Genomic DNA, 25,434 nt, shown 5'->3' with positions numbered 1-25,434 from the left:
TTAAATCCTATTATGAACGGAGAATCCTTAAACATAGCACAAGATAATATCGAAAAACTAAAACAGATTTTTCCTGAAGTGTTTTCAGAGAGTAAACTTGATTGGGAAAAGCTAAAAGCTGCTTTTAGTGATGATATTAATTTTGCGAATGAACGTTATGTACTGAATTGGGCGGGCAAAGCCGATGCTTTTAAAGCTTTGCAAATTCCAACTACTGCAACATTAAAACCAGTGCCAAAGGAATCCATAAATTTTGACACCACACAAAATGTTTTTATTGAAGGCGAAAACTTAGAAGTATTAAAAGTGCTGCAAAAATCTTACTATGGTAAGGTAAAATGTATCATAATTGATCCTCCCTACAACACAGGAAGCGATAGTTTTATTTATCCTGACAGCTTTAAGGAAAATAAAAAAGACTACGAAAAACGTGTTGGGGACAAGGATGAAGAAGGACTTTTGCTAAAAGAAGGATTATTTAGAAAGAACAATAAAGATAGCGGCCATTTCCATAGTAACTGGCTTAGTATGATGTATCCCAGGCTATTTTTAGCTAAAAACCTATTAAAGGAAGATGGGGTCATTTTTGTACATATTGATGATAATGAAGTTCATAATCTTCGGTTGTTGATGAATGAAATTTTCGGAGAGGAAAATTTCGTTGCTCAAGTAATTTGGCAAAAGGTTTTTTCACCCAAAAATACTGCTCAATATTTTTCAGAGGATCATGAGTATGTAATATGCTATGCCAAATCTAAAGATACTTGGCGTCCAGAACTACTAGAAAGAGGAGAGGATGCAACAAAGAGATATACTAATCCTGATAATGATTTAAGAGGGCCATGGTTATCAGGAGCGTTACAAGCAAGAAACTATTATAGCAAAGGTCAATACGAAGTAACAGGACCCAATGGCCGAAAATTTGCAAACCCCAAAGGAACATATTGGCGTTTTTCAAAAGAAAGATTTTTAGATCTTGAAAAGGACAATAGAATATGGTGGGGTGAAACCAATGACAATGTTCCTCGATTAAAAAGATTTCTTTCTGAAGTTAAGGCAGGAATCGTTCCCCAGACTTTTTGGTCATACAAAGACGTTGGCCATACTCAAGAAGCTAAAGAGGAATTAAAAAAATACGTAATAGTCGCCAACGATGAAAATTCATTTAATACAATTAAACCTACCAGACTACTTAAGAGAATTTTAGAAATTTCAACCACATCTGACGAAGATGATATCATATTAGATTTTTTTGGCGGTAGTGGTTCAACAGCCCATGCTGTTTTAGCAAAAAATATGGAAGACAATGGAAGACGAAAATTTATCCTTGTTCAGTTAGCGGAGCCCCTTCCTAAACCTGAAGAAAGGTTGAAGTCTATAGCGGATATAGCTAAGCTTAGAATTGAGAATTTTATTGAAGAGAAAAAAGCGGAAAAAACACTTTTTTCGTCTGGTGAACTAATGGGTTTTAAAGCGTTTAAACTTACTTCTTCAAACTTTAAAATTTGGCAAGGTGATGAAGTGAACGAAGAAAACTTAGTACAACAATTAGACGCTTTTACTAATCCTGTCAATGAAGGTAGTCTGTTAATGAATATGCTTTACGAACTTATGGTTAAAGCTGGTTATTCATTAACAGATAAGGTGGAATCTTTTAATAATTACTTTTCAATAAATGGCGGAGAGTTAATTGTTGCCTTGGAGGAAATTAGCGAACCTGTAATTGATAAAATTATAGCATGTAAGCCTCAAAAAGTCATAACACTTGATAATCTTTTTAAAGGAAATGACCAATTGAAAACTAATACTGTTTTGCAAATGCGTGATGCGGGAATAGATTTTAAAACTATTTAGATATGGCAACTTCAACAATCATAGAACTGTTAGGTTTTGAGAGGGCTATTCCAACGGGTTCTGATTTAGAAAATATTTCAGATAGCCGTCGGGATGTTTTGGAACAAATAAAACACTTTGAAATAGACGAAGTATATTTCTGTGATGATGAAAATGACAATAGTTATCCTGCTGTATTTATTAAAAATGTTTTAGCATTTGATGATAGTACATTAAAGTCTATAGCCCATGTGCATCGCCAAATTTGGAACTATAAAAAAGTGCTATTCTTATATGTATGTAATGACATTGAAATGCGCATCTACAATTGTGCAGAAAAGCCTTTTGTAATCAAGGAAGAAAATACCGACTTCGAAAAAGAATTAATCAAACTAGAATTAAATAGAAGTACAGTTTCTGACAAGAATAAGCTAAATGAATTAATAACTGTATTTTCTTCGATAAGTATCGATACCGGAATTATATGGACGTTGAACGAGGCTGAACCAATTCGAAAAAAAATTAATTTGCAACGAAGGGTCGATAAATACCTTGTGGAGAGTTTGATTAGAACAGCTAAACAACTACAAAAAGAAGGATTAAACATTAGCCTGATACATAAAGTTATCATGCGTTCACTCTTTCTTTTATATCTCGAAGACAGGGGAGCTACTGATGTGAACTTTTACGCTCAAATCAAACCTGATGCAAAATCATATTTTGATATATTAAATGATGTAGAGGCTACTTATGCACTTTATGAAAAACTGGAAAACCATTTTAATGGAAATGTTTTTACTTTAGAAGATGGAGAAATTATAAATATAAAACAACTCCAATTGGTGAAGAAGTGCTTCATAAGTGGGAATGACGGCACTTCTCAGAGCAATCTCTTTGAGGATTGGCGATTGTTTGATTTCAGTATCATTCAGATTGAGTTACTAAGTGAAATCTATGAAAACTTCCTTGCAGAAATAGAACCAAATATAAAACAACAAACAGGCACATACTATACCCCGCCGTCATTAGTAGAACTTATATTAAACGAAAAACTCCCTGTCAACAATAAGCAAAATGAATATGATATTAAAATATTAGACCCAGCATGTGGCTCAGGTATTTTTTTGGTTGAAAGCTTTAAACGTTTAGTAAAGCGTTATGAAAATAAGCATAACAAACAACTTACTGACTTTGAAGTTTTAAAGAAACTTTTAACAGATAACATCTTTGGGGTTGAACTTCATCCTCAGTCCATAAAAGTAGCTGCCTTCAGCTTATATTTAGCATTAGTAGATAATTTGAATCCTAAAACGATTTGGCAAAATGAAAATAAAGAATTACCAAATCTTATAAACAATCCTAAAGATTCTTCAATTAAAGAGCAAGGGAACAATCTTTTTTGTAGGGATACAATTGAATATAACAAAGAAATTGAGTCGATAGAATTCGATTTAGTAGTTGGAAACCCCCCATTTGGTACAAAAGATTTATTGCCTTCTTTGAGAAAATATTGTGATCAATTTGGCTTTGCAAAGGAAATGGTATTGCCATTTTTACATAAGGCCATAAACTTTTCTCCTAACGGAGAAATAGCTCTCATTTTTAATACTAAAGTTCTTACAAACACAAATAGTACCTATCAAAAGTTTAGAAAATGGCTGTTTAATGATTGTTACGTAGAAAAAATATTTAATTTTTCAATTTTAAGAAATGCCCCCAAGAACTTTGGAGGACAACTATTTGGTTCAGCAACAGGCCCAATAAGTATAGTTTTTTACAGAAATAATATTCCGATACTACCTTCCGATAGAATAGTTTATTATGCACCTAAAACATTTATAAAATCCAATGTCTTAGAAGGCGTAGCAATAGACAGTACAGACATAAAATACTTACCAAGAGAGGAATGCCAAAAGCCAAATACTAAGATTTGGAAAATAGCAATGTGGGGAGGAAAAAATGACTTTGTTTTAATTGACAGACTTTTAAGTATTAAAACTAATATTGATACTTTTCTGAAAAAAGAAGACATTATTTATGGCGTAGGATTACAGCCATTAAACGACTCAACCCAAAAACCTATAATAGACAATGATATTGCTAAATTGAGATTTATAAGGCCAGAAAAATTACGTCGTTTTTATACACCTGAATCAAATTTTTCAGGTATTAATTCATTATTAAAAGATAAAAAAACAATCGAAAAATATTTGAATTATTTTCAGAAAGCGAATATTAATGATTTGCCAATAATTAATGTTTTTAGAAGATTAGGTGCTAAATTGGTATATAAAGGGCCGATGTTGTTAACCAAAGAAGGGCTGAAAAACAACAAAATATGCTTTAGTTTTATTAATTCAAGCGTTGCATATAATAGCACTATGCTCGGATTTTACACTAAAAAAACAGACCACCTACGATTATTATCTACAGTCCTGAATTCAAAATTAGCCTCATATTTTCTTTTGATAATTTCTAATTCATGGGGAATCGAAAGAGAAAGAATAAAACCCAATGAAGTTTATAAATTTCCATTACAAATAAGTGAAGAAAACTACAAGTTATTAATCGATTTACATAAACAAATAGAGGAAAAGTTAAATGATGAAGTATTAGTACAAGACATTAGAGAGCTGGAAAATACAATAAATGACATTGTATTTGAATCTTATGAAATATCTCAATTTGAAAAACAATTGATTGATGATTTTTTAAATATTTCGGTTGACTTATTTCTCAAACAAACTAACTCTGAGGCAAATAAAGCTATATTTTCCAATGAAAAAAAAGCTTATGTAACGAAAGTCTGCAATGAGTTAAACGACTTTTTAGACGGGCAAGAACTATTTGTAAATGCTACAACATATTCCATAAACAGGTTTTCACCTCTCATAATGGTTAAAATTTCTTTTACAAAACAAAAGGAAGAGTTGATTGAATCCACAGAAGATATAAGTGTTGAGTTGAAGAAAATAGATAAAAAACTATGGGAAGAAAAAGCTGCTAATATCTATTTTAGGAAAAAACTAAATTATTATGATGCCAATGATATTTACATAATTCGGCCTAATCAGCGGAGATTCTGGACACAGACAATGGCTATAGAAGATGCCTCTGAATTGATCCTTGAAATTTTAAATGAGAATTAAGTATGAGGCTGAATAATAACATTAAGATTGCTTTTAGAGCCAGCTTCAATAATCGTTGTATAGAATTAATAATAGCATCCTACAATAGTGCTATTAAAGAAAAATCCGTATCCACTGACTGGGCTGAAAATGATATTACTGCTCAGCTGCATGAGCATATTACTTGTAATCCTTTAAGGATAAAATGGTCTATTTCAAGTAATGTAGAGCATCATTTATCTAAAAATTCCATTAAAAAAGAAAAAGGATTTTCAGCTAAATTTCCTCGAATTGACTTAAGATTTACAACCTTTAAGTCTCAGAATGAATATAGATATTTTCTTGAGGCAAAAAATTTAAAGGAAAAAGATTCTTCGTTGAAGCGAAGATATATTAAAACAGGCATTGACAGCTATATCTCAAAGAAATATGAAAATGGATGCTTGGCCGGTTATCTTTTAGAAGGGAATTTGGATTTGACTATAGATGGAATTAATTCTTTGTTAAAAAAAGATAAAAGAGACACCGAGGTTTTACGAAAGCAAATTTTTGAACTACATAATTGTTACTATGAATCTTCACACTCGGGCATAGATAGTTTAAAACATCTAATTTTTGATTTTACCGCATGAAATTACACTTCGATAGTAACCAGGAATACCAAATAGATGCTATAAAAGCTATCACTGATATATTTGAAGGCCAGCCATTGAGTAATGGCGATTTTGAGTTCACAATAAAATCCACAGGAGCATTATTATCTGAGGATGGCTTTGGCAACAATCTTACTTTAAATGAAGATCAGATTTGGGAAAATATAAAAGCCATACAACAGCGAAACGAGATAAGAAATGCCAATACAACATTTCAAGAAATGAATTTTTCTATAGAAATGGAAACAGGTACAGGCAAAACCTATGTTTACCTAAGAACAATTTATGAACTCAATAAACTATATGGCTTTAAAAAATTTGTAATTGTAGTACCGTCTGTTGCAATCCGAGAAGGGGTATTGAAAAATCTTCAAATAACCCAGGATCATTTTCGTTCGTTATATGATAGGGCAACTATAAATTTTGATATTTATGACAGTAAAAAAGTATCCAATTTAAGAGGCTTTGCCTCTAATAATGCTATTCAGATTCTTGTAATCAACATTGATGCATTTGCAAAAGATGAAAATGTAATAAATAAGCCTAACGATAAGCTTACCGGCAAAAAGCCCATTGAATTTATTCAAAGTTGTAATCCTATTGTTATTGTAGACGAACCGCAAAATATGGAGACTGCAATCCGCAGACAGGCCATAGCAAATTTAAACCCGCTTTGCACGCTTCGTTATTCTGCGACACATACCAATCTCTATAACTTAATGTACTCACTTAATCCTGTAAAAGCTTATGACTTAGGCTTGGTTAAGCAAATAGAAGTAGATTCGATATTGAGTGAAAATGCTATGAACGAGGCATTTGTGCAGTTGGAAAGTATAGTTCCGTCAAAAACTAAAATTACAGCTAAGGTTAAAATAGATTGTAATACTGATAAAGGTGTTGTCAAAAAATCTATTTCTGTCAAATCTGGCGATGATCTATATAAGCATAGTAACCAAAGAGAAATTTATAAGGATGGATTTATAGTTGATGAAATTGATGCAGGTAACGGAAGTATTTCATTAACGAACGGCTTGGTCTTATATATTGGTGAAACGCGAGGGGGAATGAACGATGAAATAATGAAATTTATGATTCGTAAAACAGTAGAGGAGCATTTTAAAAAGGAAAGAGCTTATCGAAATAAAGGTATTAAAGTATTATCCCTATTCTTTATTGACAAGGTAAAAAACTATAGGGAATATGACACGAATGGAAATCAGGTTAAGGGAAAATTTGCGCAGTGGTTTGAAGAAATTTATAATCATGAATCAGCCAAACCGACTTTTAGCGGCTTAATCCCCTATTTAGTTGAAGAAATACATAATGGTTATTTCTCAAAAGATAATAAAGGAAAAGTCAAAGACACGGGTGGGGAGACCCAGGCAGATGACGATACTTATAAACTCATTATGCAGGATAAAGAAAAGCTATTGGACATTACGACTCCACTTCGGTTTATTTTTAGCCACTCGGCATTACGGGAAGGGTGGGACAACCCTAATGTTTTTCAGATTTGTACTTTAAATGAAACCAAATCAGAAATCAAGAAAAGACAGGAGATTGGGCGCGGGTTACGCCTACCCGTTAATCAGGAAGGCGAGCGGATATTTGACCGTAACATTAACAAGTTGACTGTCATTGCAAATGAATCCTATGATGACTTTGCGAAAGCACTACAGCAGGAAATTGAGCAGGATTGTGGTGTGGATTTTTCGGGCCGTATAAAAGACAAGAGGGAAAAGCGAAAAGTTAATTTACGTAAAGGATTTGAAGCTGATCCGAAATTCTTGGAGATTTGGGGAAAGATAAAATTCCGTACCCGTTATAGCGTATCGTACAATACGGGTGACTTAATTACTTTGGCTGCGAAAGCGGTAAAAGAAATGCCAGAAACAAGAAAGCCCACAATAAGATCAACTAAAAAAAGATTGCTAATTACAGATGAAGGAGTTGAGGGGGTATTGGTAAGTGATAGTGGGAATGATAGTTATGGATTAACTTTTGATATTCCTGATATGTTAGCTTATATACAAGCTAAGACGGAGTTAACACGAAGCACAATTTTAGATATTCTCAAAAAGTCGGGAAGAATAACTGAACTGTTGCTTAATCCTCAATTATTTATGGATAATTCGGTAAATGTAATTAAGACTGCCCTTTACGATTTAATGATTGACGGCATAAAGTATGAAAGGATAGGCACCAAAGTTTACGAAATGCAATTGTTTGAAGATAACGAACTGGAAATATATCTTGACCAATTCACTCATACAGTAAATGCCCCTGATAAAACCATTTATGACAATTATATACCACTGGATTCTAAAGTAGAAAATGACTTTGCAAGAGATTGTGAAAGCAGCGAAAACATAGAGTTTTATTTTAAACTTCCCTTTTGGTTCAAAATAGATACACCTATAGGCAAGTATAATCCCGATTGGGCAATAGTATTTAAAGGTGAAAAGAAGATATATTTTGTTGCCGAAACAAAAAGTGCCGGACAGGAATTAAGAGGCAGTGAAAAATTAAAGATTAAATGCGGTAAAGAACACTTCAAAAACTTTGAAGATGTAATATATAAACAAGTTACCAAAGTAAGCGAACTTAACTAAAGCAAACCAATATGCCTATACCTGATTATCAATCCGTGATGTTGCCGCTATTAAACCAGGTTGCTGACAAAAAAACTTATTTATTTAAAGATGTAGTTGAATTATTAGGGCATCAGTTCAAGCTTACAGAAGAAGATTTAAAGGAATTATTACCGAGTGGCCAAGCGTTTCTTTTCTCTAATCGTGTTGGATGGGCCAGAACATATTTAAAAAAGGCGGGATTGATCGATTCACCCAAACGAGGAACGTTAGCGATTACTCCAAGAGTATTAACCGTTTTAAAAGAGAAGCCCAAAAAGATCGATAATGCTCTACTAAGAAGATTTTCAGAATTTGTTGATTTTCAAAGCTATAAAAAGGAAGAGGGTGACAAGCCATTGTCAGTTGAGGTATTCCAGGATTCGGATAAAAAAACACCCGAAGAAACAATTGAAAATTCATATCAAGCTATTCGTCAATCATTGGCACAAGAGCTATTAGATGCCGTTAGAAGATTATCTCCATTGTTTTTTGAACGTTTAGTAGTTGAATTATTGGTTAAGATGGGATATGGAGGATCAATTAAGGACGCTGGAAAAGCTATTGGTAAAACAGGCGATGAGGGAATTGACGGAACCATTAAAGAGGATAAATTGGGTTTGGATATTATCTATATACAGGCCAAAAGATGGCAAGCTGCAAGTGTAGTCGGCAGACCTGAACTTCATAAATTTGTAGGCGCTTTGGCTGGCCAAGGCGCAAAAAAAGGTATATTCATTACGACATCGTCATTTACTAAAGATGCTTTAAATTATACACCGCGTAATGAAACTAAAATTGTTCTTATAGACGGCGTACAGCTAACACAGCTTATGATTGATTATAATCTTGGAGTTTCTTCACAAAGAGTTTATGAAATAAAAAGATTGGATAGTGACTACTTCGACGATGAGTAAATATGTTATAACTGTTTACGCGAGGCAGAACGGACTACTTTGTTTTAACGGCGAACCTGCTTTTCCGATTTTCGAAGAAGTATTTGGGTTTTGATGTATTCGAAATCGTCCGCACTGCGGACGATTTGTGTATAAAAACATAAATATTAAGTGCCTAAAGCATTTGCGGCCGAAGCTATTGGGTTTTTTTACTTATTTGCACTGCACTTCGGCAAGGAAATATACTATCCACGCACGATCTTGGGGCGGGTTTCTTTCCGCCAATTCTCTACGCGCTGCGTGGAGAATTGGATTAAGACATACTAAAGGGTTTTCAAGCCAGTCGTAAGAATTATCCAATATTTTAGTATTAGTGAAATGGAAAAAAAAGCAACTATTTCCATTTTGGAAACAGTTCCAAAAGGCAGATAGTCAAAGCATTTCCTTTTCGCTTTAAACTAATTACAACAGATAATTAATTATTTTCAAAATGGAAATAGTTGGAGATTATAATAAAATTGTTGCTTAAGATTATTGAACTACTCGAATTGTTCGAGCAGTTCAATTCCAATAAATAACAAACTAACAAGTTAATATAAATAAAGGCTCTTCAAGTTCCATAATCACCACACTCGCAAAGATAGCCTACCGCCGGGATAAAAAGTCAAGGCAATGCAGAGCGGGCTAATGTGTTTTGTTTTTAGCGGTAGCCCGGCCTTGACTATTTACCCGGCTCGCGCTTTTGGTTGCTTAAGTTGTAAATATGGGATGGTTTGTTCAATAGTCTCAAATCATATTATCACCTCATTAAAGTTATACCACCCATATTAAATTTCATATGTAACAGAAAATCATGTGTTTCAATTCATTACGCAGTGAGACACGAATTGAAAAAGATAGACGTTACCTTAAATATAGAATCATTGAGTCGATAATTAATTTACCCTAATTCTGAAACAAAAAATCGTAAAATTTACCCTAATTCTGTGACAAACTCATTAGCATCACTATGGAATTAGGAACATTGGTTACCTAAATTAACTGTAAATTAACGACAAATTAGAGGTGAAAGGCATATTGAAAGGATGCTTTTTATTTAAAAGTTATTTTATATTCAATTTCCCTATATTTTTAATGTAAAGGATAGGCTTATTGTCCCGAATACAAAGTAATGGCATTTTCGAAATGTTTTTTTATCGAATCAGCAAGATGTGGTGGAGTAATAACCTTTACACTGTCTGCGTAGGACAAGATAAAATGCTTAATTTCGTAGTTAATAATTAACTGTAAACTCACCTCAATACCAGAGCGACCAGCCAAATCTTTTGATTTCTGAGAGCCATGAATTGGCTTATTTAAGACATATTTTGCAGTGTTGCCGTAAATCTCCAGCCTAATTAGCTCGGGCAACGCACCTTCAGGTTTGGTAACACCGACCATATCGTCAAAATATTTCTCCCAATCTTTAATAAGGCTTTCAACGTAACTCAAATCTGTTTCTTCTATGGAAATAATTCGGTCTAACGCCAGATTCCAATCACTTTTTGAGCGCTCGGGATTGTATCCAAATAAAAACCAACGATTGTTATATTGCTTCAAATGATATGGATGCAATAATACACGGTACGGTTCGGCTGCTTTAAAATCCTGATAGGTGATTGTGAGCGGTATGTGATAATGTAAAGCATTAAAGATTACTCCCAAATGCTCATTGCCTTTCAGGAACCTGTTATGATCAAATTCGGCTTTTAGTTCACTGACTCCATTAGCAGTACCGTAGTGAATTTTTGCCAGCAAAGAATCTAGTCCTTCAAACTGCGGCATTCCTTTAAATTGACTTAACACAGCAACTGCAGACCTGAGTTGATTTAACTCTACAGCATTTAAAGGCATATTATTAATAGAGTATTGCATATCCACATACCTATAAAAAACCTTTCGTCCGACACGGGATCTAACCAAATTAACACTCCAACCTTCACTGCTTTCCATAAAAGAGATATCATCTAACAGTTGTCGACGGCTAATCCCTCGGTATGCAGGGTCAAGTTCGACCATCACCTCGTCGCAGGCAGCTATCAAATCATGAATAAAATATCGTTTGCCGGGATTTCTAAAACACTGATCGAGTATTTTATAGCGGATTAGAGGGTTTTTTGTAATAGACATGACTTTTTTAGTCGAATTTATAAATAAATACGAACTGTGAAGCAAATCTGCACACTTGAAAACTATATTTGTCTAGTTCTTTGAATGCCTGCTGAAAACATTGAATTCGCCCGCTGGATATTTGTTTTCAAATATCAGATCGGCCGGCTTGCGGTAAATCCGCATAACACAATGTCGACTCGTAATTTTATTACGATTAATACTATTGTTTTTATTTATTGGGTGTTCTTTATCTTTCATATACAAAGAATGGTCAGCAGGCTTCAAAGAACATTTTTATTATGAAGCTGAAAAAAAATCAATCTGAATACATCATCAAAAGGTTTCGGGAAGCCGTGACCAAGGAAGATTTGCTTCACCTACTTAATTACGCCAAAAAAATCACTTACGGAAAGAACGCTTACGAATTCAGATTAAACCAACTTACTTACTATTCCAACCCACGCGTCAACCCAAACCGTTACCGAACCTTTACAGTAAAAAAAAAATCGGGCGGTGTGCGCTCCATTCATGCGCCCGTTAAAGGCCTTTTGGAACTTCAGAAATCATTAAACCTGATTTTACATTGTGTTTTTGAGGCTCATCCAGCTGCTTATGGCTTTATACCTGGCAGATCAATCCGCGATAATGCTGCCGTTCACAGCGGTAACTATTATGTTTATAACATTGATCTGAAAGACTTTTTTTTCAGTATAGACCAGGCACGGGTCTGGAAATGTTTTCAGTTGCCTCCCTTTTTACTCGGTCAAGTTACCGAACCCTTCAGCAGAGAAAAACCAAATCTGGATGTCGTCAACATCATCAGTGCCTTATGCTGCACCGAAATCGTTACCGGCACCCGGCAGACTGAAGATATACCGGTCGCTGTTAAAAAGAACGTCGTTCCGCAAGGCGCACCGACATCACCGATCATCACTAACATTATCTGTCAAAGGCTGGATTATCTGTTGACCGCGGTCGCCAGAAGGTTCGGGCTGAAATATTCTCGCTATGCTGACGACATTACTTTTTCATCGTTGCATAATGTCTACCAAACAGACAGCGCCTTTATTACGGAGATCGAGCGCATCATCAAAGAACAGGGTTTTCAGATCAACACCTCAAAAACCAGGTTGCAAAAACAACACGAACGTCAAACCGTTACCGGCCTGGTCGTCAATAAAAACGTTAGTGTACCGCGTGATTATATAAAAAAAATGCGCTCCTGGCTGTATCTGTGGGAACGATACGGTTATGAGAAAGCCTATCTGTTTTTTCTAAATGACTATATTAATGACATGGGGCATATAAAGAGAAAAGCCCCAGATATGAGCCATTTGCTGCGCGGAAAGCTGGAGTTTTTAAAAATGGTCAAAGGGTCAGATAATAAAGTTTACCAGCACCTCAACAGCCGCTATATCGCCCTCAAGGAAAAAAATGAAAAAGTATCGCTGATTGATCGCCTGCTGAATTACTGGGAGCAGCACGGTCTCCGGGCGGCCTTCGAAAGCTTCAAGGAAGAAGCGGGTACTACAACAGCTGATAAATTACTGGATAAACTATTAAGCGAAACCGTTAAGGACACCGGACAGAAAAAAAAACTGATTAAACTTATTCAAAGCGGGGCCGATGCCGAAAAGATACCGGTTCAAACAGTAACAGCGAAACCATCACGAAAATTTACTGTCCCGGACAACGAAAAAATAAATATGCCCAAGCGGGTTGCGGTCTTTATGAGCCTTTTCGATGATCCCGAAGGCCTGAAATACCTGACCCACGACTTTGACGAAAGCGATCGGATATTTGATATCGAAAGCTTCTTACCTACAGCTCACAAAGTATTTGAGGAAAGCACCAAACCCGGCAACCTGACTATTCCGCAATCGCTTTGGGCAATTGTCAATGAATTTGCATTTTCGGAAACACCGAATTGGAATAAGGGCTGCAAGGACGGCTGGTCGCGGCCGGATCGCATCAAATGGTCTGTCGACAAAAAACACCATCTAAAAAGAAACGAAACATTCGCTGCCACCATTGAATCATTCCGAAAACTGACTCGAATCGAAGCGCCGGAATTAAAAAAAATGATCAACCAACTCCTGAGGGATAAACTCGGTGACAAATACGGCAGTTGTAAAATCAAGCTTAAAGATTGTGAAAAAGCAGACTTCTACACGCATGTCGGTTATTTCAGCGAAGCCTTAAAACTCTTGTTGGACGGATTTTATAAACGAATTGAAGACTGCAAAGAAATCTCAGTCACCTACACCAGGGAAAAAACTGATTCTTATCGCCTGCGGATCATCAGACTCAATCACATCGGCTCCTTCCCTATGAAGCCTTTAGACGATTTCCTGCTGGATCTCGGGAAAGGCAAAGGAGAACTTGCCGACGCACGGAACAAACTGACAGGCTATTGCGACTGGACCATAGAAACTATCTGGGAGGGTAAACCAGTCAGGATTACTTTGCTTGGGCCGGGTGAAGAAATCGAATACTTAACTGCGGAAGAAGCTGTACAGACAGGCATAGACGGCTTCACTCATTTATTAACTTTTTATCAAAAATGATTTACCTGATCGACGACAACAAAAATAACATGCGTGCAAGCCAATTCGGAGTTTTCTTCGTTGAGCAAGGCACATATAATTCAGTGCTAAAACCGGTGACCGCACTGACTGAAGGTACTAACCTTTCTTTTTTAAAAGATGCCGCCTGTATTCTGATCCACAAAACAATGGAAGACTGCGACACCGCCGGGAACTATCTGAACAACTCCCATAAAAACGTGGAAGAAATTATAGAAAACCTTGCCGATTACGGTTCGAAAATTCCACTAGTCATTTTTAGCAATAAAATGAAAACCACCCAGTACGACCCGATTGATGATCCCGACTGTGTTTTCCAAATCAATAAAACACTTTTTTACAGCAGGCTGCATGACTTCGTCGATCTGTATCAGCGGAAGAAAAAAATCGAGTTTCGCTTATTAACAGACGGTGTCGACTATCAAACGGCAGCAGCAGATCGACTGGCGAACCAACTCCTCGACAGTTTGATCAAATTATCAGCGGAACAGGTCTTCCGAACGGATCTGGTTGATCTGAAACTGTTTGAAAGTTTCTACCCGTACACTGGAATGTCAGGATCCTTCAGTGATTTCATTAAGGATCTGGAAAAATCAGAAACCACGTTTAAAACAATTAAAGACAATATCTCCCTTATTAATGAAAGCATCAGTATCTATGGCACAAATATTCATTATTGGAAGAAATAGCGAAGCAATACCGACAAACCTCGGTTACCCGGTTATCGATTTGCCGCTTATCTCCACGGACGAAGAAATACACGATTTTGTCGAGGAAACCTTAAAAAGCTCTGTACCCGACATGTTGGTCATCCCGATTCCACGGGGCGAAACTCTACTTCGACTGAAGATCGCTTTGCATATCAGGTTGACCGAAAGCTTGTATGAAAAACGTCTTATTCCGATCCTTTTTACATCTAACGACCGGTTCGCCAAAATACATAGAGAAGCAGGCCCACTGGGTAATCTTTTAAGTACCGCAGGATGCGCATTCATACAATATGAAAAAGATGCGATCAACCATGCAATAACATTAATAAAACCCATCAGCGTTGACGCATATAAATCACAATTTTTGAATTCCGTCATCATTCATCCCGACGAAACCAGTGGTAAACATTCTCTAGCCAACCAATGGGGAGCCACCAGCTTAAGCCGTGCAGCTAGCCTTAACCTAACGGCCGACACTGAACTCAGCAAGAGCAATAAACAACTTTACTTTAAATATATCAACGCCTGGAACGACAACTACAGCAGCCTCGGTACGGCACGTCTGCGTGTAGTCGGTCATATCTCCCTGGATCCTGCAGATAAAATACAGTCGGCCGGCAAACGCATTCTGCTGATAGACGATGAAGCTGACAAAGGCTGGGGCAGCGTTTTACGCAAAATTTTTAAAACAACAACATCTGACGATTTCCAGATTATTAATCAAAAGATCAAAGACATCAACCAACTGACAGCCGAAAACAAGACACTGATAGACAGTGATAACTTCGATCTTTACTTGATCGATCTTAGATTGGACGGAACAGATGAAGAAAACACCGTTTCTCCGAAAGACTTCTCCGGCGCTAAATTGCTGAAGTATATCAAAGACAAGAATGAAGGCAATCAGGTCATCATGTTCACGGCATCAAACAAAGCCTGGAACATGAAATCGCTGCTGGACGCCGGCGCTGACGGCTATTATATTAAAGAATCTCCCGAGTACAATTTTCCTCTCAACTTTTCCAAAGAAAACTATCGAAACTTTAAAAATGAAGTCAACCAATGCTTTGAGCTCAGATTCCTTAAAAAGATCGTCATCTTACATCAAAGCATTATTGCACATATTAATCAGCGTTATGGCGCTGTATCTCCTGGCTATCAACAATTTTACGATCGCTGCATCGCCTCATTGGACATCAGTGTGAATCTTTTGAAAAAGACCGTAAATAGTAAAAAGTATTTTAACCTGGCTTATCTCACCTATTACCAACTGTTAGAAGACTTCGCAGCTCAGCATGAAAATCTGGAACTAGTAAACCGAGACTGGTACGTGGACAACGGCACCCGCCAAGTGATCACTGACAACGGTACGGATACCGAGTGGGAATTAACCCATCACGCCGACTCTTTCAATGGCGACTATTTCAGTAAACACCCGAATCCCCATGTCCAGTACACACAATCAGTAGGCACGTTAGCAAAAGTATCCTTTATCCTGGCCTTTCAATTTGTAAAAACAGACAATGACTTAAAGAAATGGGGAAAAATCAACAAGATACGGAATCAGAAAGCAGGACACGGAAATAATGGCAATTTCGTTTCACTGACGGAATTAAACGAACTGCTGGCGATTGTTGAACTGTTTTTAACTAAATAATATTGATCATTGAACTATTTAGATAATACCGTATCAACTTTCTGAATGATGTCGTAAAATTACAGTAATGTTTCAGTTCATATACTCAAAAACATAGATTATACATTAAAATGCGCAGACAATAATACCGTATGAAGCTTGATTCGCACAATTGAAAATTAATCATTAAATTTGAACACAAGCATAGCGTTTTTGGCTTCTTTTTTATTGAGAGACCTATTCAGAGACCTGTAAAATATCGGTAGTGTAACACACTATATATCAAGCTGTTTCGAGTTTAAAAAAACTCCCTCCGGCTCCACTGAAGTAGATACTAAATTAAAATTATCTCCTTTTTTATTCAATTAACCACCTGATTAAATGATACTTATCGTATTATCTCAATCAAAAACAGGTATTCAAAAATTTCTTCTATAACTCCTGCCGTTATTTGAAAATTACACCTGAATAATTAGTTCAATGATTTTAGTGTTGAAAGAAATACGATCAATAAAAAGATAGCTTTTTTCATTATGAAATTTTAGGCCTCTCCATCAATGGTAATATTAACCGTTTCACTTCCGATATTAAGTCCGAGTAGTAATTCTGTAGATTCTGAATCACTATCAACAACAATTAATTTGTAACGGCCTTTCTCCTGTGTAAAATCAACATCTTCGATAGATTTAATTCTGACGGTGATATTCAAGGATTTATTTAGAGAAACGTTAATAAACCATGTTGATTCTATTTCACCTTCAGTTAATTCACCTATCAAATAAAATTCATTTCTACTCTTTATTGCAAAACTATCAATTACAGCAAAAACACCTTTGATAGGTTTAGTATTCATAAGTATAAAGTTAGCGGATTACTTTAATAAGATTCAATCCTTTTACCTGATTTTTTCATTACATCGACAGCATTAAGCAAGTTATTGATCAAAAGTCCTCAAATTAATTTTGAGGGCTTTTTCTATTAAATGGCGCGTTGGCAGAACAATCACAGGCTGAAATACATCATCATCCATCCCTGTCAATATTCTTTGAGAACTATCAGCATCTAAAATGCCTGCCCAATACCAAAGAAGAAAAGCTTGTCTTCTCGGGAAAATCCGTAATCAAAAGATATGATTGTCGACTGGTTCCAGGCTATGCGTGCGCCGGCGCCATAGGAGGTTTTGATTTGACGAAAGCTGAGATCCTGCCAGCGATCACGTACAGTACCGGCATCGAAAAACGGCGCTACGCCAAAACCGAAATGTTGCTTGCCCAGGCGTACTTCTGCAAGCCTCACCCGCAGTTCCAGGTTGGCAAACCATAACGACCTGGCCAAAAATCGGTTAGCACGATAACCACGCAAGGATTGCTTGCCGCCCAGCGAATTGATGCTACCATCGGGCGACCATTGATCCTGGAACTCAAAGAATGGGGCGCTGCTGCCAAATATATTACCCACGGCTACACGCCCGGCCAGCAAAGTGCGCGAGCCGAAAGGCAGCTTTTGATAATACCTGCCCTGGATAAACACTTTATCGAAAGAGAACTGCGAACCGATCACTTTACCCGAGAATTCGTTAGCCAGTTCAACATAGGCACCGCGTGTAGGGTCGGGTTCAAAATCGCGTACATCATAAATCAGCGCGGTTTGTATAAGTGACACCCATCCCCCGTTAAAACCTGATGTCCGGCCCTGGTCAAAATCCCTTTTAAGCAGTGAAAAGCCATTAGGCGCTTTCACTTCCTGCCCCGTACCCGGCTGAGCGGCATCCGTCTCAAACCCTTCAAAGGTTTTATAGCTCAGGTGCTGGATCTCATAACCGCCCATAACCCTAAATTTTCCTTTTTGCCCCAGGGCATAATCCGCTTTAAGGTTCAGCATGAATTCTGTTTCCCGGAAACGGTTTGAAAGCGCGTCCGTTACCTGCTCCGCTTCACCGGGGCCGCCGGGGCGCAGGGTTTTTCTGGCATTGTCGAAATCTTCATATTTACTAAAAGTAGCTCCGGGATTTGATGGTAAACGCAGATCGCCAAGGGTCTGCTCAGTCAGGCCGAAATATAGATTAGATGGGTTCTGCTGAAGTTTCAGATCTACCCTGAAACGCCAGCGGGTACCTTTATAGTAAGGCATATCCAAACCTAATACCAGTTCTTTTGCATTAGAAGTGTAATAGGCCGCGTTAGCCTTCAGTTTCATCAGGTATGGGGTGTAGGCAAACAAAGGATTGTTCCGACGGCCGTTAAAGTACAGGTTTGCACGCAGACCAACGCCAAAGCCGGTCACCGGGTCGGAAGAAAGATCGGGCAAGCCGGTCACAAAATTACCTTCCCGTTTTTTGGCGAGATCGGCATCAGACATGCGTTTGGATTTAATGAAAGACAGGCTGTCTTTGTTTTGTGACAGGCTGTCGGTTTGCTGTGCCGCGGCGGCAAAATGCAAGCCGAAAATGATTGTTAAGATTAGCTGATATTTCATAGGATTACTGGTTTTGATCCTGAAATTCCTGCTGAATACTGGATAAATTCTGAATTTTTCTGTTCATTTTTTAATTATTTTCAAAAAATGATATATTTTTTTGAAAATATTAAAATGGGATTAGAGAAGTATTAGAGAACAATTAGAAACGTTAAAAACATCGAATAATCCATTGGGCTATCCCAAATTATGGGAAGGGCATGACAGGAGTATAAGGCCTAACTAATATCAATCAAAGTACCTACGGAACATGGTACAGCAGGCTTCGCCAACGTCCGATAATTTAACAGAAGCTAAGCATATAGATAGCTTGTCTTATACCATTTTTGGATGAAGGTTAGAATCCATCTGACCCTATTGAAGAGTCTTCAAATTATTTTTGAAGGTTTTTGTTTCTTTTAGGGAGGTGATACCTGCGACAATACGTTGAATATACTTTTGCTTATGATTCTATGTTCCTAATTTACCATAGATCAATCTCTTTTAAATAATCTATGTAAATACTTATAATTCATTACAATAAAAAGCATTTAATCTTCCATTATAATTAAATGCTTGTCTTTAGCCTTCATTCCATCACAATCCTGATATATTTACCTAATAAATTAGTTTATGAAACATTGGCTTTTAATTTTCCTATCTATATCGTCTATTACCATAAGTGCTGATGCCCAGGTATTGGAAAAAACATATCAAAAGCTCCAAACTGCAAAAAATATCAGCTACACGGTTATTATCAGATCTAAAATGTCTTTTCAGGATGAGTTTTCTGCCGATACGCTGAAATGCTTTACAACCTTAAAAAGTCGCGAAAACAAAACCAACGGTTATTTTAAGGTCACCGGCAATAATATGGCCGCCTCATACGATGGTAATAAACTGATCAGCCTTAACTTGAGCGACACTACTTACACGCTAAGCGACAAACCCATTAGCGGGCAACATACCCGTACTTTAGCTTACTGGGCGCAATATATTGGCGCAAATCTTAAGCAACCGGACCATGTTAAAAATTTGAAGGATACGCTGATCAATAAAATAGCTTATAGCCACACACGAATTACTACTTATGATGCTATAACTAATGGTCAGCATTGTTATACTTTCGCCGAATTGCTGATCAATAAAAACACGCTGTTACCTTATAGCATCACCAGCAAAGTGCAGGGTATAGGTGGTGATGGTGAAATTGGTGGTTGGGTAGAGGAGCATCTTTACAGCAATTACAGTTTAAACCCTGCCAGGTTTCCGGATCTGACCATAGCCAGTGTTCCCGCTAATTTTAAAGCGCCGGTTCATAAAACCTATCAACTGCTGACCAAAGGCACCAAAGCGCCGGGTATTAAGTTATATGACGCCGCTGGTAAAACCATTACTTTAGAAGCAATGAAAGGTAAAATGGTCTTATTAAATTTTACCGGGTTGGGCTGTCCGCATTGCGTTAACGCAGTCCAGTTAATGAATCAATTAAAATCCCAATACAATGATCTTGTCATTATTAGTGCTTACCCATTTGACAAACATGACGCTATCGATAAATTTGATAAAAAATTCGCGGTAAAATACTTATCCTATACCACGGAAAGCGATGTGAAACAAGTTTTTCCGTATGATGGCATCCCTACCTTTTATTTAATTGATAAAGATGGCGCTATAGTAAAAAGCTATACAGGCTATTACCAAAAACTTAAGGACGAAATGGTTGAAGAATTAAATACAATGAAATAGAAGACAAAATATTATCGAAATTCAGCGTTTCCATCTACTTTTCCAAAACGTGGGCATAACGTTTTATTATCGGGATAATAATATTTCAATTTCCTTTTTTCGTTTAGTATCAACATATACATAATGTTTTATATTGTAAGTTTTTGCTAAGAAATCGCTACGTTTATAGTTATCTGTAACCGGCAAAACACAAAATCGATGATAAGTTCCAACTTGGCTCCCATAGACTTAATCCAATCACGGATCCATCGGTTCGTCGGCATCTATTTGCAAGGAAGTGATAACAGGATAAAACTCCAGTGCCGTTTCAGATAAACGTTTGCCAAGCTTGTACGGAACATATTTCAGTTCGTTAATACAGCGCTTGTCCATTGTAATTATAAAATCATTCTGATATTTATCGGTCACTACTAATCCGGGTTTTGTTAATGGCATGCCGTACCTGAAAACCAGGCGCACATCATTACGTATGTTGGTTGTGGTATGGCGGGCATGCGGCTCAATAATCACGGCATTTTCGGGTAGGTGTAAGCTGTTGATCATGTATTTCTTCATTTCCACAGCCTCGTTATAAACAGTTTTAAACGGATGTACCGCCCCGCCTGATACTACAACAAAAGGTGCTTTCCCTGCAAAATACTGCCGGGCGGCCGCCTTACAACGCAGCATACCTTCGCCGCTAAGCGGGGTGGTCAGGTTATCGGGCCCGGCACCGGGCACCAAAATATGCGAGTAAGGGTACGATGCCCAGCTGATCTGTTTTACCCGTTCGGCAGCGGCACGGTTAGCAGTGGTGGCCATAGGTTCACAATCGGCCGCGTTCCGTCGTTCATTAATTTCGAGATACACCAGCGCGGCATGCAACGGCGCTTCGAAGAAAAGCGAATGCCGGTTAACAACATCGGCTACTTCGGTCGAGCAATCGTACATCAATATATAATAGTCTTTTTTAGTTACATCAAAGCTTATAGAGTCTGATTGGGGATAATTGGGCTTTTTGCCTTCGGCGTAAACTTCAATAGCATGGTTTACAGCGTCTACATCCTGCTCCCATGCTTTCACCAATAGTTCGGCAGGGCTTTTAGCATCGTAATAAATATAGGTACCCGATGGCGCAAGATGTTCTTTTACCAGTTTATCTAAAGCGTTACCGGGTTTACACAGAGCGGTAAGGCGGGCACTCACCTGGCTTATCTCTTCAACACTAAATTTCAGTCGCCCCGGCAGGCATAAGGCATCTTTACATTCGGTAAGCGAGATATTCAGGGCGTTTAGTTTTTTTTGAGCAAGCTCAGTAAGCCCGGCATCGGCAGCTAAAAGTGCCCCGGCACTTTTGTCATGTTGCAGCAGTGTGAGCAAATAATAGTTTTTAGCTTTTACCCAATCGTTTCCCGATATCAGCTTATACCCGGCTCTTGGCTGCCCTACCTGCGCGGAAACGCCGCTGTAAAAAAATAAGCACAACAGGGCCAGTAAAATTGATCTGTATTTTAACATTGTGTACATGAGTTAAAGATAGTTGAACTATTGCAGTACTTTTATTACCGAATGTAAATTTGCTGCTAAAATATGCCTTGCTAAAAAAACAGAAAGCGTATACCCCTTTTTGAATATACGCTTTCTCAAATTGTCAATTACAAGGCCCGGGCTTCAATAAACCCGTATCCGGGTAATTAAAATAAATTCCTCACGCACCTATCGCCGGGTCGGTAAAGCCATGCTGACCGGTTTCTACACGCCCGGTGTACCTGCGTAAAAAGGTGTCGTTTCCATCTACTGCTATGCCCAGGTCATACCAATGGTGGCTGGCTTGCAGGTTGATCACCTTCTTGGTTGTTTGCCCTGGTTTGAGGGTAAGTTTTTGGGCTGGCTGCTTGTAAGCGAGGTCGGCTATGGTTAGCTGGAATGTTTTTGTTTTGCTTAAGTTAACCAGATCGATCAGCAGCTCACCTGTTTTGCTGTAGGCTACGTTAACAGAAACTTCCGGATCGTTTTTACTACCTGCAAAATGCCTTGAAAAACCGTTAGGCCCGTTTAAGATTAACTGGTAGGTATTGTTCTCAAAACCATTTAAAGGCCATGCATAGCTAATTTCATCGTTACCCTTTACTGCGAAATCCCATACCTGCATTTTTCCTATCTCACTATTTGATGTATGGGTAGCAACATTAAAAGGCGCGCCGTTGCCAGTCGCACTTTTCATCGAAATTTCAAAGCTGTCGCCGGTTTTGTTCAGGTGCCCGTTGGCGTGCAGGTCATAAGGCAAAGCGCATGATCGTCTTTTGCCTTTTTCCTGCTGTGGGAAGGCTTTAAATGAAGCGGGATGCTCATTTACCTCTTTAATGTCCTGTCCGTTTAGCTCTTTATAGTTGTGCGGCAGTGCTTTAAATTTACTGTTGTAGATGCCTTGTATGGTTTTGTCCCTATCTAACGATACCGGGTAGGCGATCTTTTCGCCATTGTAAGGCCTGAACACAGAGGTAAGGTCGCCGCATACGGTACGCCTCCAGTCGCTGATATTGGTATCTTTTAGTTTTTTACCGTTCTTTTTATTTAAAAAGGTTTCCAGGAATTGCAGGCACGAAGTATGGTCAAATACCTGCGAGTTTACCCAGCCGCCGCGGCTCCATGGCGAGGCGACTACCATAGGCACCCTGAAACCAAGCCCTATCGGGCTTTCCCTGTGACTGTCGCCATCTTTTCCGCCCTTTTCATTTTGCGCTTTGGTTACATGCTCAACACTGGTATCCAAGCCTGCCGAACTTTTACCGGTTTCTGGCTTTGCAGAATGCGGCGGTACAAAAGGGGCTACGTGGTCGAAGTAGCCATCGTTCTCATCATAATTAAGGATAAAGATGGTCTTTTTCCACACCTCCGGATTTTTGGTCAAAATATCCATCACCTCCGATATATACCAGGCACCATACCATGGCGATCCCGGGTGATCGGAGAAATTAGACGAGGCCGTAAGCCACGATACCGTAGGCAGTTTACCTTTGTTCACATCTTCCCTAAACTGGTGCAGCACATCGCCTTTTGGCACTTTCACTTCGCGTTTTACGCCGTTATCATCATACACAAGTGTTTCCAGCTCGTGATAATCAGGATCGTTCACATTGGTTACGAATGCCTTTTGATGGATGTTCTTTTCAAAGTCAGACAGCTTATCATATCTTTCGGCAGTCCATTCGGCTATCTCTTTTTTTACCCGCTCCTGCTGTGCCTTCTGTTCCGTAAGCTTTTTAGCAATCTCCGGTGTTGATGGTTGCTTTTCCAATTCGCTGATCGATTTTTCAATCGCCGCCAATTCTTTCGGAAGGTTATCGCGGTAGGCCTTGTGCAAGCGCACGTTGTATTGTTTAAAAAATTCGAGGTCATTATCGGTAAAGTTGGCCAGCCAGTCGTCTTCCTCTCCTTCAAGCCCTACACCTACGCTCAATTCATTTTGGTATACCTTCCATGATACACCAGCTTCTTCAAGCCTTTCGGGGAACGTTTTCCAGTTAAGATCGTGATAATCGATTTGTCCGTTATATACTTTGGCTTGCGAGTTTTCGTTCTGCTCTTCGCGGATAGTGCCCGACCAGTAAAAACAGCGGTTAGGGCTGGTACCTGTTAAGGATGAGCAAAAGTTTTGATCGCAAACCGTAAAGGCATCGGCAAGGGCGTAATAGAAAGGTATATCCCTCCTATCGTAATAGCCCATGGTTAGTGGCATGTGTTTATATTCGGGGTTGCCCGATTTCTTGCTTTCCAGCCAGCCGTCCATTTTACCTTTGTTACGCGCGTCAACCTGGTTATCCCACGAATGTGGTAACGATTGCATCCAGGTAGCTTTTGAGTTTTTAATATCGAGATTGAACGGGATATACGTTTCGCCTGCCTTGTTGCTTTGCAGCCAAACAAGGTTATTATTAGGCAAATGCATAGCCCGCGGATCATCAAAACCGCGAACGCCCTGTAAGGTACCATAACAATGGTCGAACGAGCGGTTTTCCTGCATCAGAAATACAATGTGTTCGGCATCAAGGTAGGTACTCCCCTTTTCGGCATCAATGGCCAAAGCCTTTTGTATTGATTCGGGCAGTACCGAAAATAATCCGGCGGCACCTGTTAACAGGGTCGCTTTTTTTATAAACTCACGGCGTGTATCACTCATAAAAATATAATATTATTGCTTTTCAGAACAGCGTACTAATTAAGCACATTCTTTTTCACCAACCAAAGATAATTAAGCCACATTAACTAAAATTTAACGCAATGTTTGTTTATTAATAATAAAGTATGTTTAGTTTTGCTAAACATACTTTAACATGAGCAGAACAATTAAAATGGTTGTTTTTGATATGGCCGGCACTACGGTAAACGAAAACAACATAGTTTATAGAACACTACAAAAGGCCATCAACGAGGCCGGATATAACTTTACACTTGACGAAGTTTTAGCGGAAGGTGCCGGAAAAGAAAAATTGCAGGCCATTAAAAGCATACTAAAAGCTTATGCAGGCAATACCGATACCGAACTTGCCGACCGTATTTACAGCAATTTTTCGGTTCAGTTGACCGAGGCGTACCAAACAGCTAAGTTATTGCCGCAGCCCAATGCTGCTGATTTATTTTCGGCATTGAAAGAGCGTAATATCTTCAGGGTACTGAACACGGGTTACAGCAGGCCGGTAGCGCAATCTATTATTGACATACTGGATTGGAAAGAAGGTACAGAATACGACCAACTGGTTACCGCTACCGATGTAAGCGGCGGCCGCCCCGAGCCGGATATGATACTCTTCGCGGCTGACAAGTTTGGCATAAAACCTGCCGAAATAATAAAGGTAGGCGATTCGATAATTGATATTGAAGAAGGCAAAAATGCCGGTAGCGCATTAAGCATTGGCATAACCACGGGTGCGCATACACCGGGGCAATTACAGTCGGCCAACCCGGATCATATTATCGATAACCTGATGGAATTATTACCCATCATAGATCGTTACTAAAACCATCCCCAA

At 38.3% G+C, this 25,434-nt stretch carries 15 protein-coding genes; 10 read left to right on the top strand and 5 right to left on the bottom strand.

Annotated features, from left to right (window positions below):
* Positions 1 to 12: 12 nt before the first annotated feature.
* The 5 genes from AC07NA_RS11140 to AC07NA_RS11120 are packed head-to-tail and all read left to right on the top strand — an operon-like array spanning position 13 to position 9,161.
* The gene (locus AC07NA_RS11140) at positions 13 to 1,854 is read left to right on the top strand and encodes a site-specific DNA-methyltransferase (RefSeq protein WP_494897640.1); all 1,842 of its coding nucleotides are present in this window, start codon (positions 13 to 15) and stop codon (positions 1,852 to 1,854) included.
* A gap of 2 nt (positions 1,855 to 1,856) precedes the next feature.
* Complete coding sequence (locus tag AC07NA_RS11135; RefSeq protein WP_494897639.1) at positions 1,857 to 4,982, top strand: HsdM family class I SAM-dependent methyltransferase; 3,126 nt, start codon at positions 1,857 to 1,859, stop codon at positions 4,980 to 4,982.
* A 2-nt stretch (positions 4,983 to 4,984) separates the two neighbouring features.
* On the top strand, positions 4,985 to 5,593 hold the full coding sequence (locus AC07NA_RS11130) for a hypothetical protein (protein ID WP_494897638.1): 609 nt from the start codon (positions 4,985 to 4,987) through the stop codon (positions 5,591 to 5,593).
* Entirely contained in the window at positions 5,590 to 8,226 is a 2,637-nt protein-coding gene (locus AC07NA_RS11125; protein WP_494897637.1) for a restriction endonuclease, read from the top strand. Before AC07NA_RS11130 ends, AC07NA_RS11125 begins: the two co-directional genes overlap by 4 nt.
* An 11-nt stretch (positions 8,227 to 8,237) precedes the next feature.
* Positions 8,238 to 9,161: a restriction endonuclease gene (locus tag AC07NA_RS11120; protein ID WP_494897636.1), complete on the top strand. Its 924-nt coding sequence runs from the start codon at positions 8,238 to 8,240 to the stop codon at positions 9,159 to 9,161.
* Between the two features lie 1,128 nt (positions 9,162 to 10,289).
* On the opposite strand, the gene AC07NA_RS11115 is transcribed toward AC07NA_RS11120, so the two are convergent.
* Complete coding sequence (locus AC07NA_RS11115; RefSeq protein WP_494897635.1) at positions 10,290 to 11,309, bottom strand: helix-turn-helix transcriptional regulator; 1,020 nt, start codon at positions 11,307 to 11,309, stop codon at positions 10,290 to 10,292.
* A gap of 281 nt (positions 11,310 to 11,590) precedes the next feature.
* Here AC07NA_RS11115 and AC07NA_RS11110 point away from each other — a divergent pair, with 281 nt between their 5' ends.
* The 3 genes from AC07NA_RS11110 to AC07NA_RS11100 are packed head-to-tail and all read left to right on the top strand — an operon-like array spanning position 11,591 to position 16,243.
* Positions 11,591 to 13,858: a reverse transcriptase family protein gene (locus AC07NA_RS11110; protein WP_494897634.1), complete on the top strand. Its 2,268-nt coding sequence runs from the start codon at positions 11,591 to 11,593 to the stop codon at positions 13,856 to 13,858.
* Positions 13,855 to 14,565: a hypothetical protein gene (locus AC07NA_RS11105; protein ID WP_494897633.1), complete on the top strand. Its 711-nt coding sequence runs from the start codon at positions 13,855 to 13,857 to the stop codon at positions 14,563 to 14,565. Before AC07NA_RS11110 ends, AC07NA_RS11105 begins: the two co-directional genes overlap by 4 nt.
* Positions 14,516 to 16,243, top strand: coding sequence for a DNA-binding transcriptional response regulator (locus tag AC07NA_RS11100; RefSeq protein WP_494897632.1), 1,728 nt, complete (start codon positions 14,516 to 14,518; stop codon positions 16,241 to 16,243). The genes AC07NA_RS11105 and AC07NA_RS11100 overlap by 50 nt, the downstream gene beginning before the upstream one ends.
* A 520-nt stretch (positions 16,244 to 16,763) precedes the next feature.
* Here AC07NA_RS11100 and AC07NA_RS11095 read toward each other — a convergent pair.
* Positions 16,764 to 17,075, bottom strand: a complete 312-nt coding sequence (locus tag AC07NA_RS11095) for a hypothetical protein (RefSeq protein ID WP_494897631.1) — start codon at positions 17,073 to 17,075, stop codon at positions 16,764 to 16,766.
* Between the two features lie 209 nt (positions 17,076 to 17,284).
* Positions 17,285 to 18,697 (bottom strand): Omp85 family outer membrane protein, encoded by a 1,413-nt coding sequence (gene omp85, locus AC07NA_RS11090; protein ID WP_494897630.1) that lies wholly within the window; start codon positions 18,695 to 18,697, stop codon positions 17,285 to 17,287.
* Positions 18,698 to 19,309: 612 nt separating this feature from the next.
* Here omp85 and AC07NA_RS11085 point away from each other — a divergent pair.
* A complete protein-coding gene (locus AC07NA_RS11085; protein ID WP_494897629.1) occupies positions 19,310 to 20,425 on the top strand; it encodes a TlpA family protein disulfide reductase in 1,116 nt (371 codons plus the stop codon).
* A 237-nt stretch (positions 20,426 to 20,662) separates the two neighbouring features.
* On the opposite strand, the gene AC07NA_RS11080 is transcribed toward AC07NA_RS11085, so the two are convergent.
* Both AC07NA_RS11080 and AC07NA_RS11075 read right to left on the bottom strand, forming a co-directional pair.
* Entirely contained in the window at positions 20,663 to 21,922 is a 1,260-nt protein-coding gene (locus AC07NA_RS11080; RefSeq protein WP_494897628.1) for a YdcF family protein, read from the bottom strand.
* A 190-nt stretch (positions 21,923 to 22,112) separates the two neighbouring features.
* Entirely contained in the window at positions 22,113 to 24,584 is a 2,472-nt protein-coding gene (locus tag AC07NA_RS11075) for a phosphocholine-specific phospholipase C (RefSeq protein ID WP_494897627.1), read from the bottom strand.
* Positions 24,585 to 24,738: 154 nt separating this feature from the next.
* Between AC07NA_RS11075 and AC07NA_RS11070 the strand changes: the two genes are divergently transcribed.
* Positions 24,739 to 25,422, top strand: coding sequence for an HAD-IA family hydrolase (locus tag AC07NA_RS11070; protein WP_494897626.1), 684 nt, complete (start codon positions 24,739 to 24,741; stop codon positions 25,420 to 25,422).
* Positions 25,423 to 25,434 lie beyond the last annotated feature (12 nt).

This window comes from Mucilaginibacter sp. GW821-FHT07G05 (genome assembly GCF_059418565.1).
This window is presented reverse-complemented; position numbering and strand designations above follow the sequence as displayed.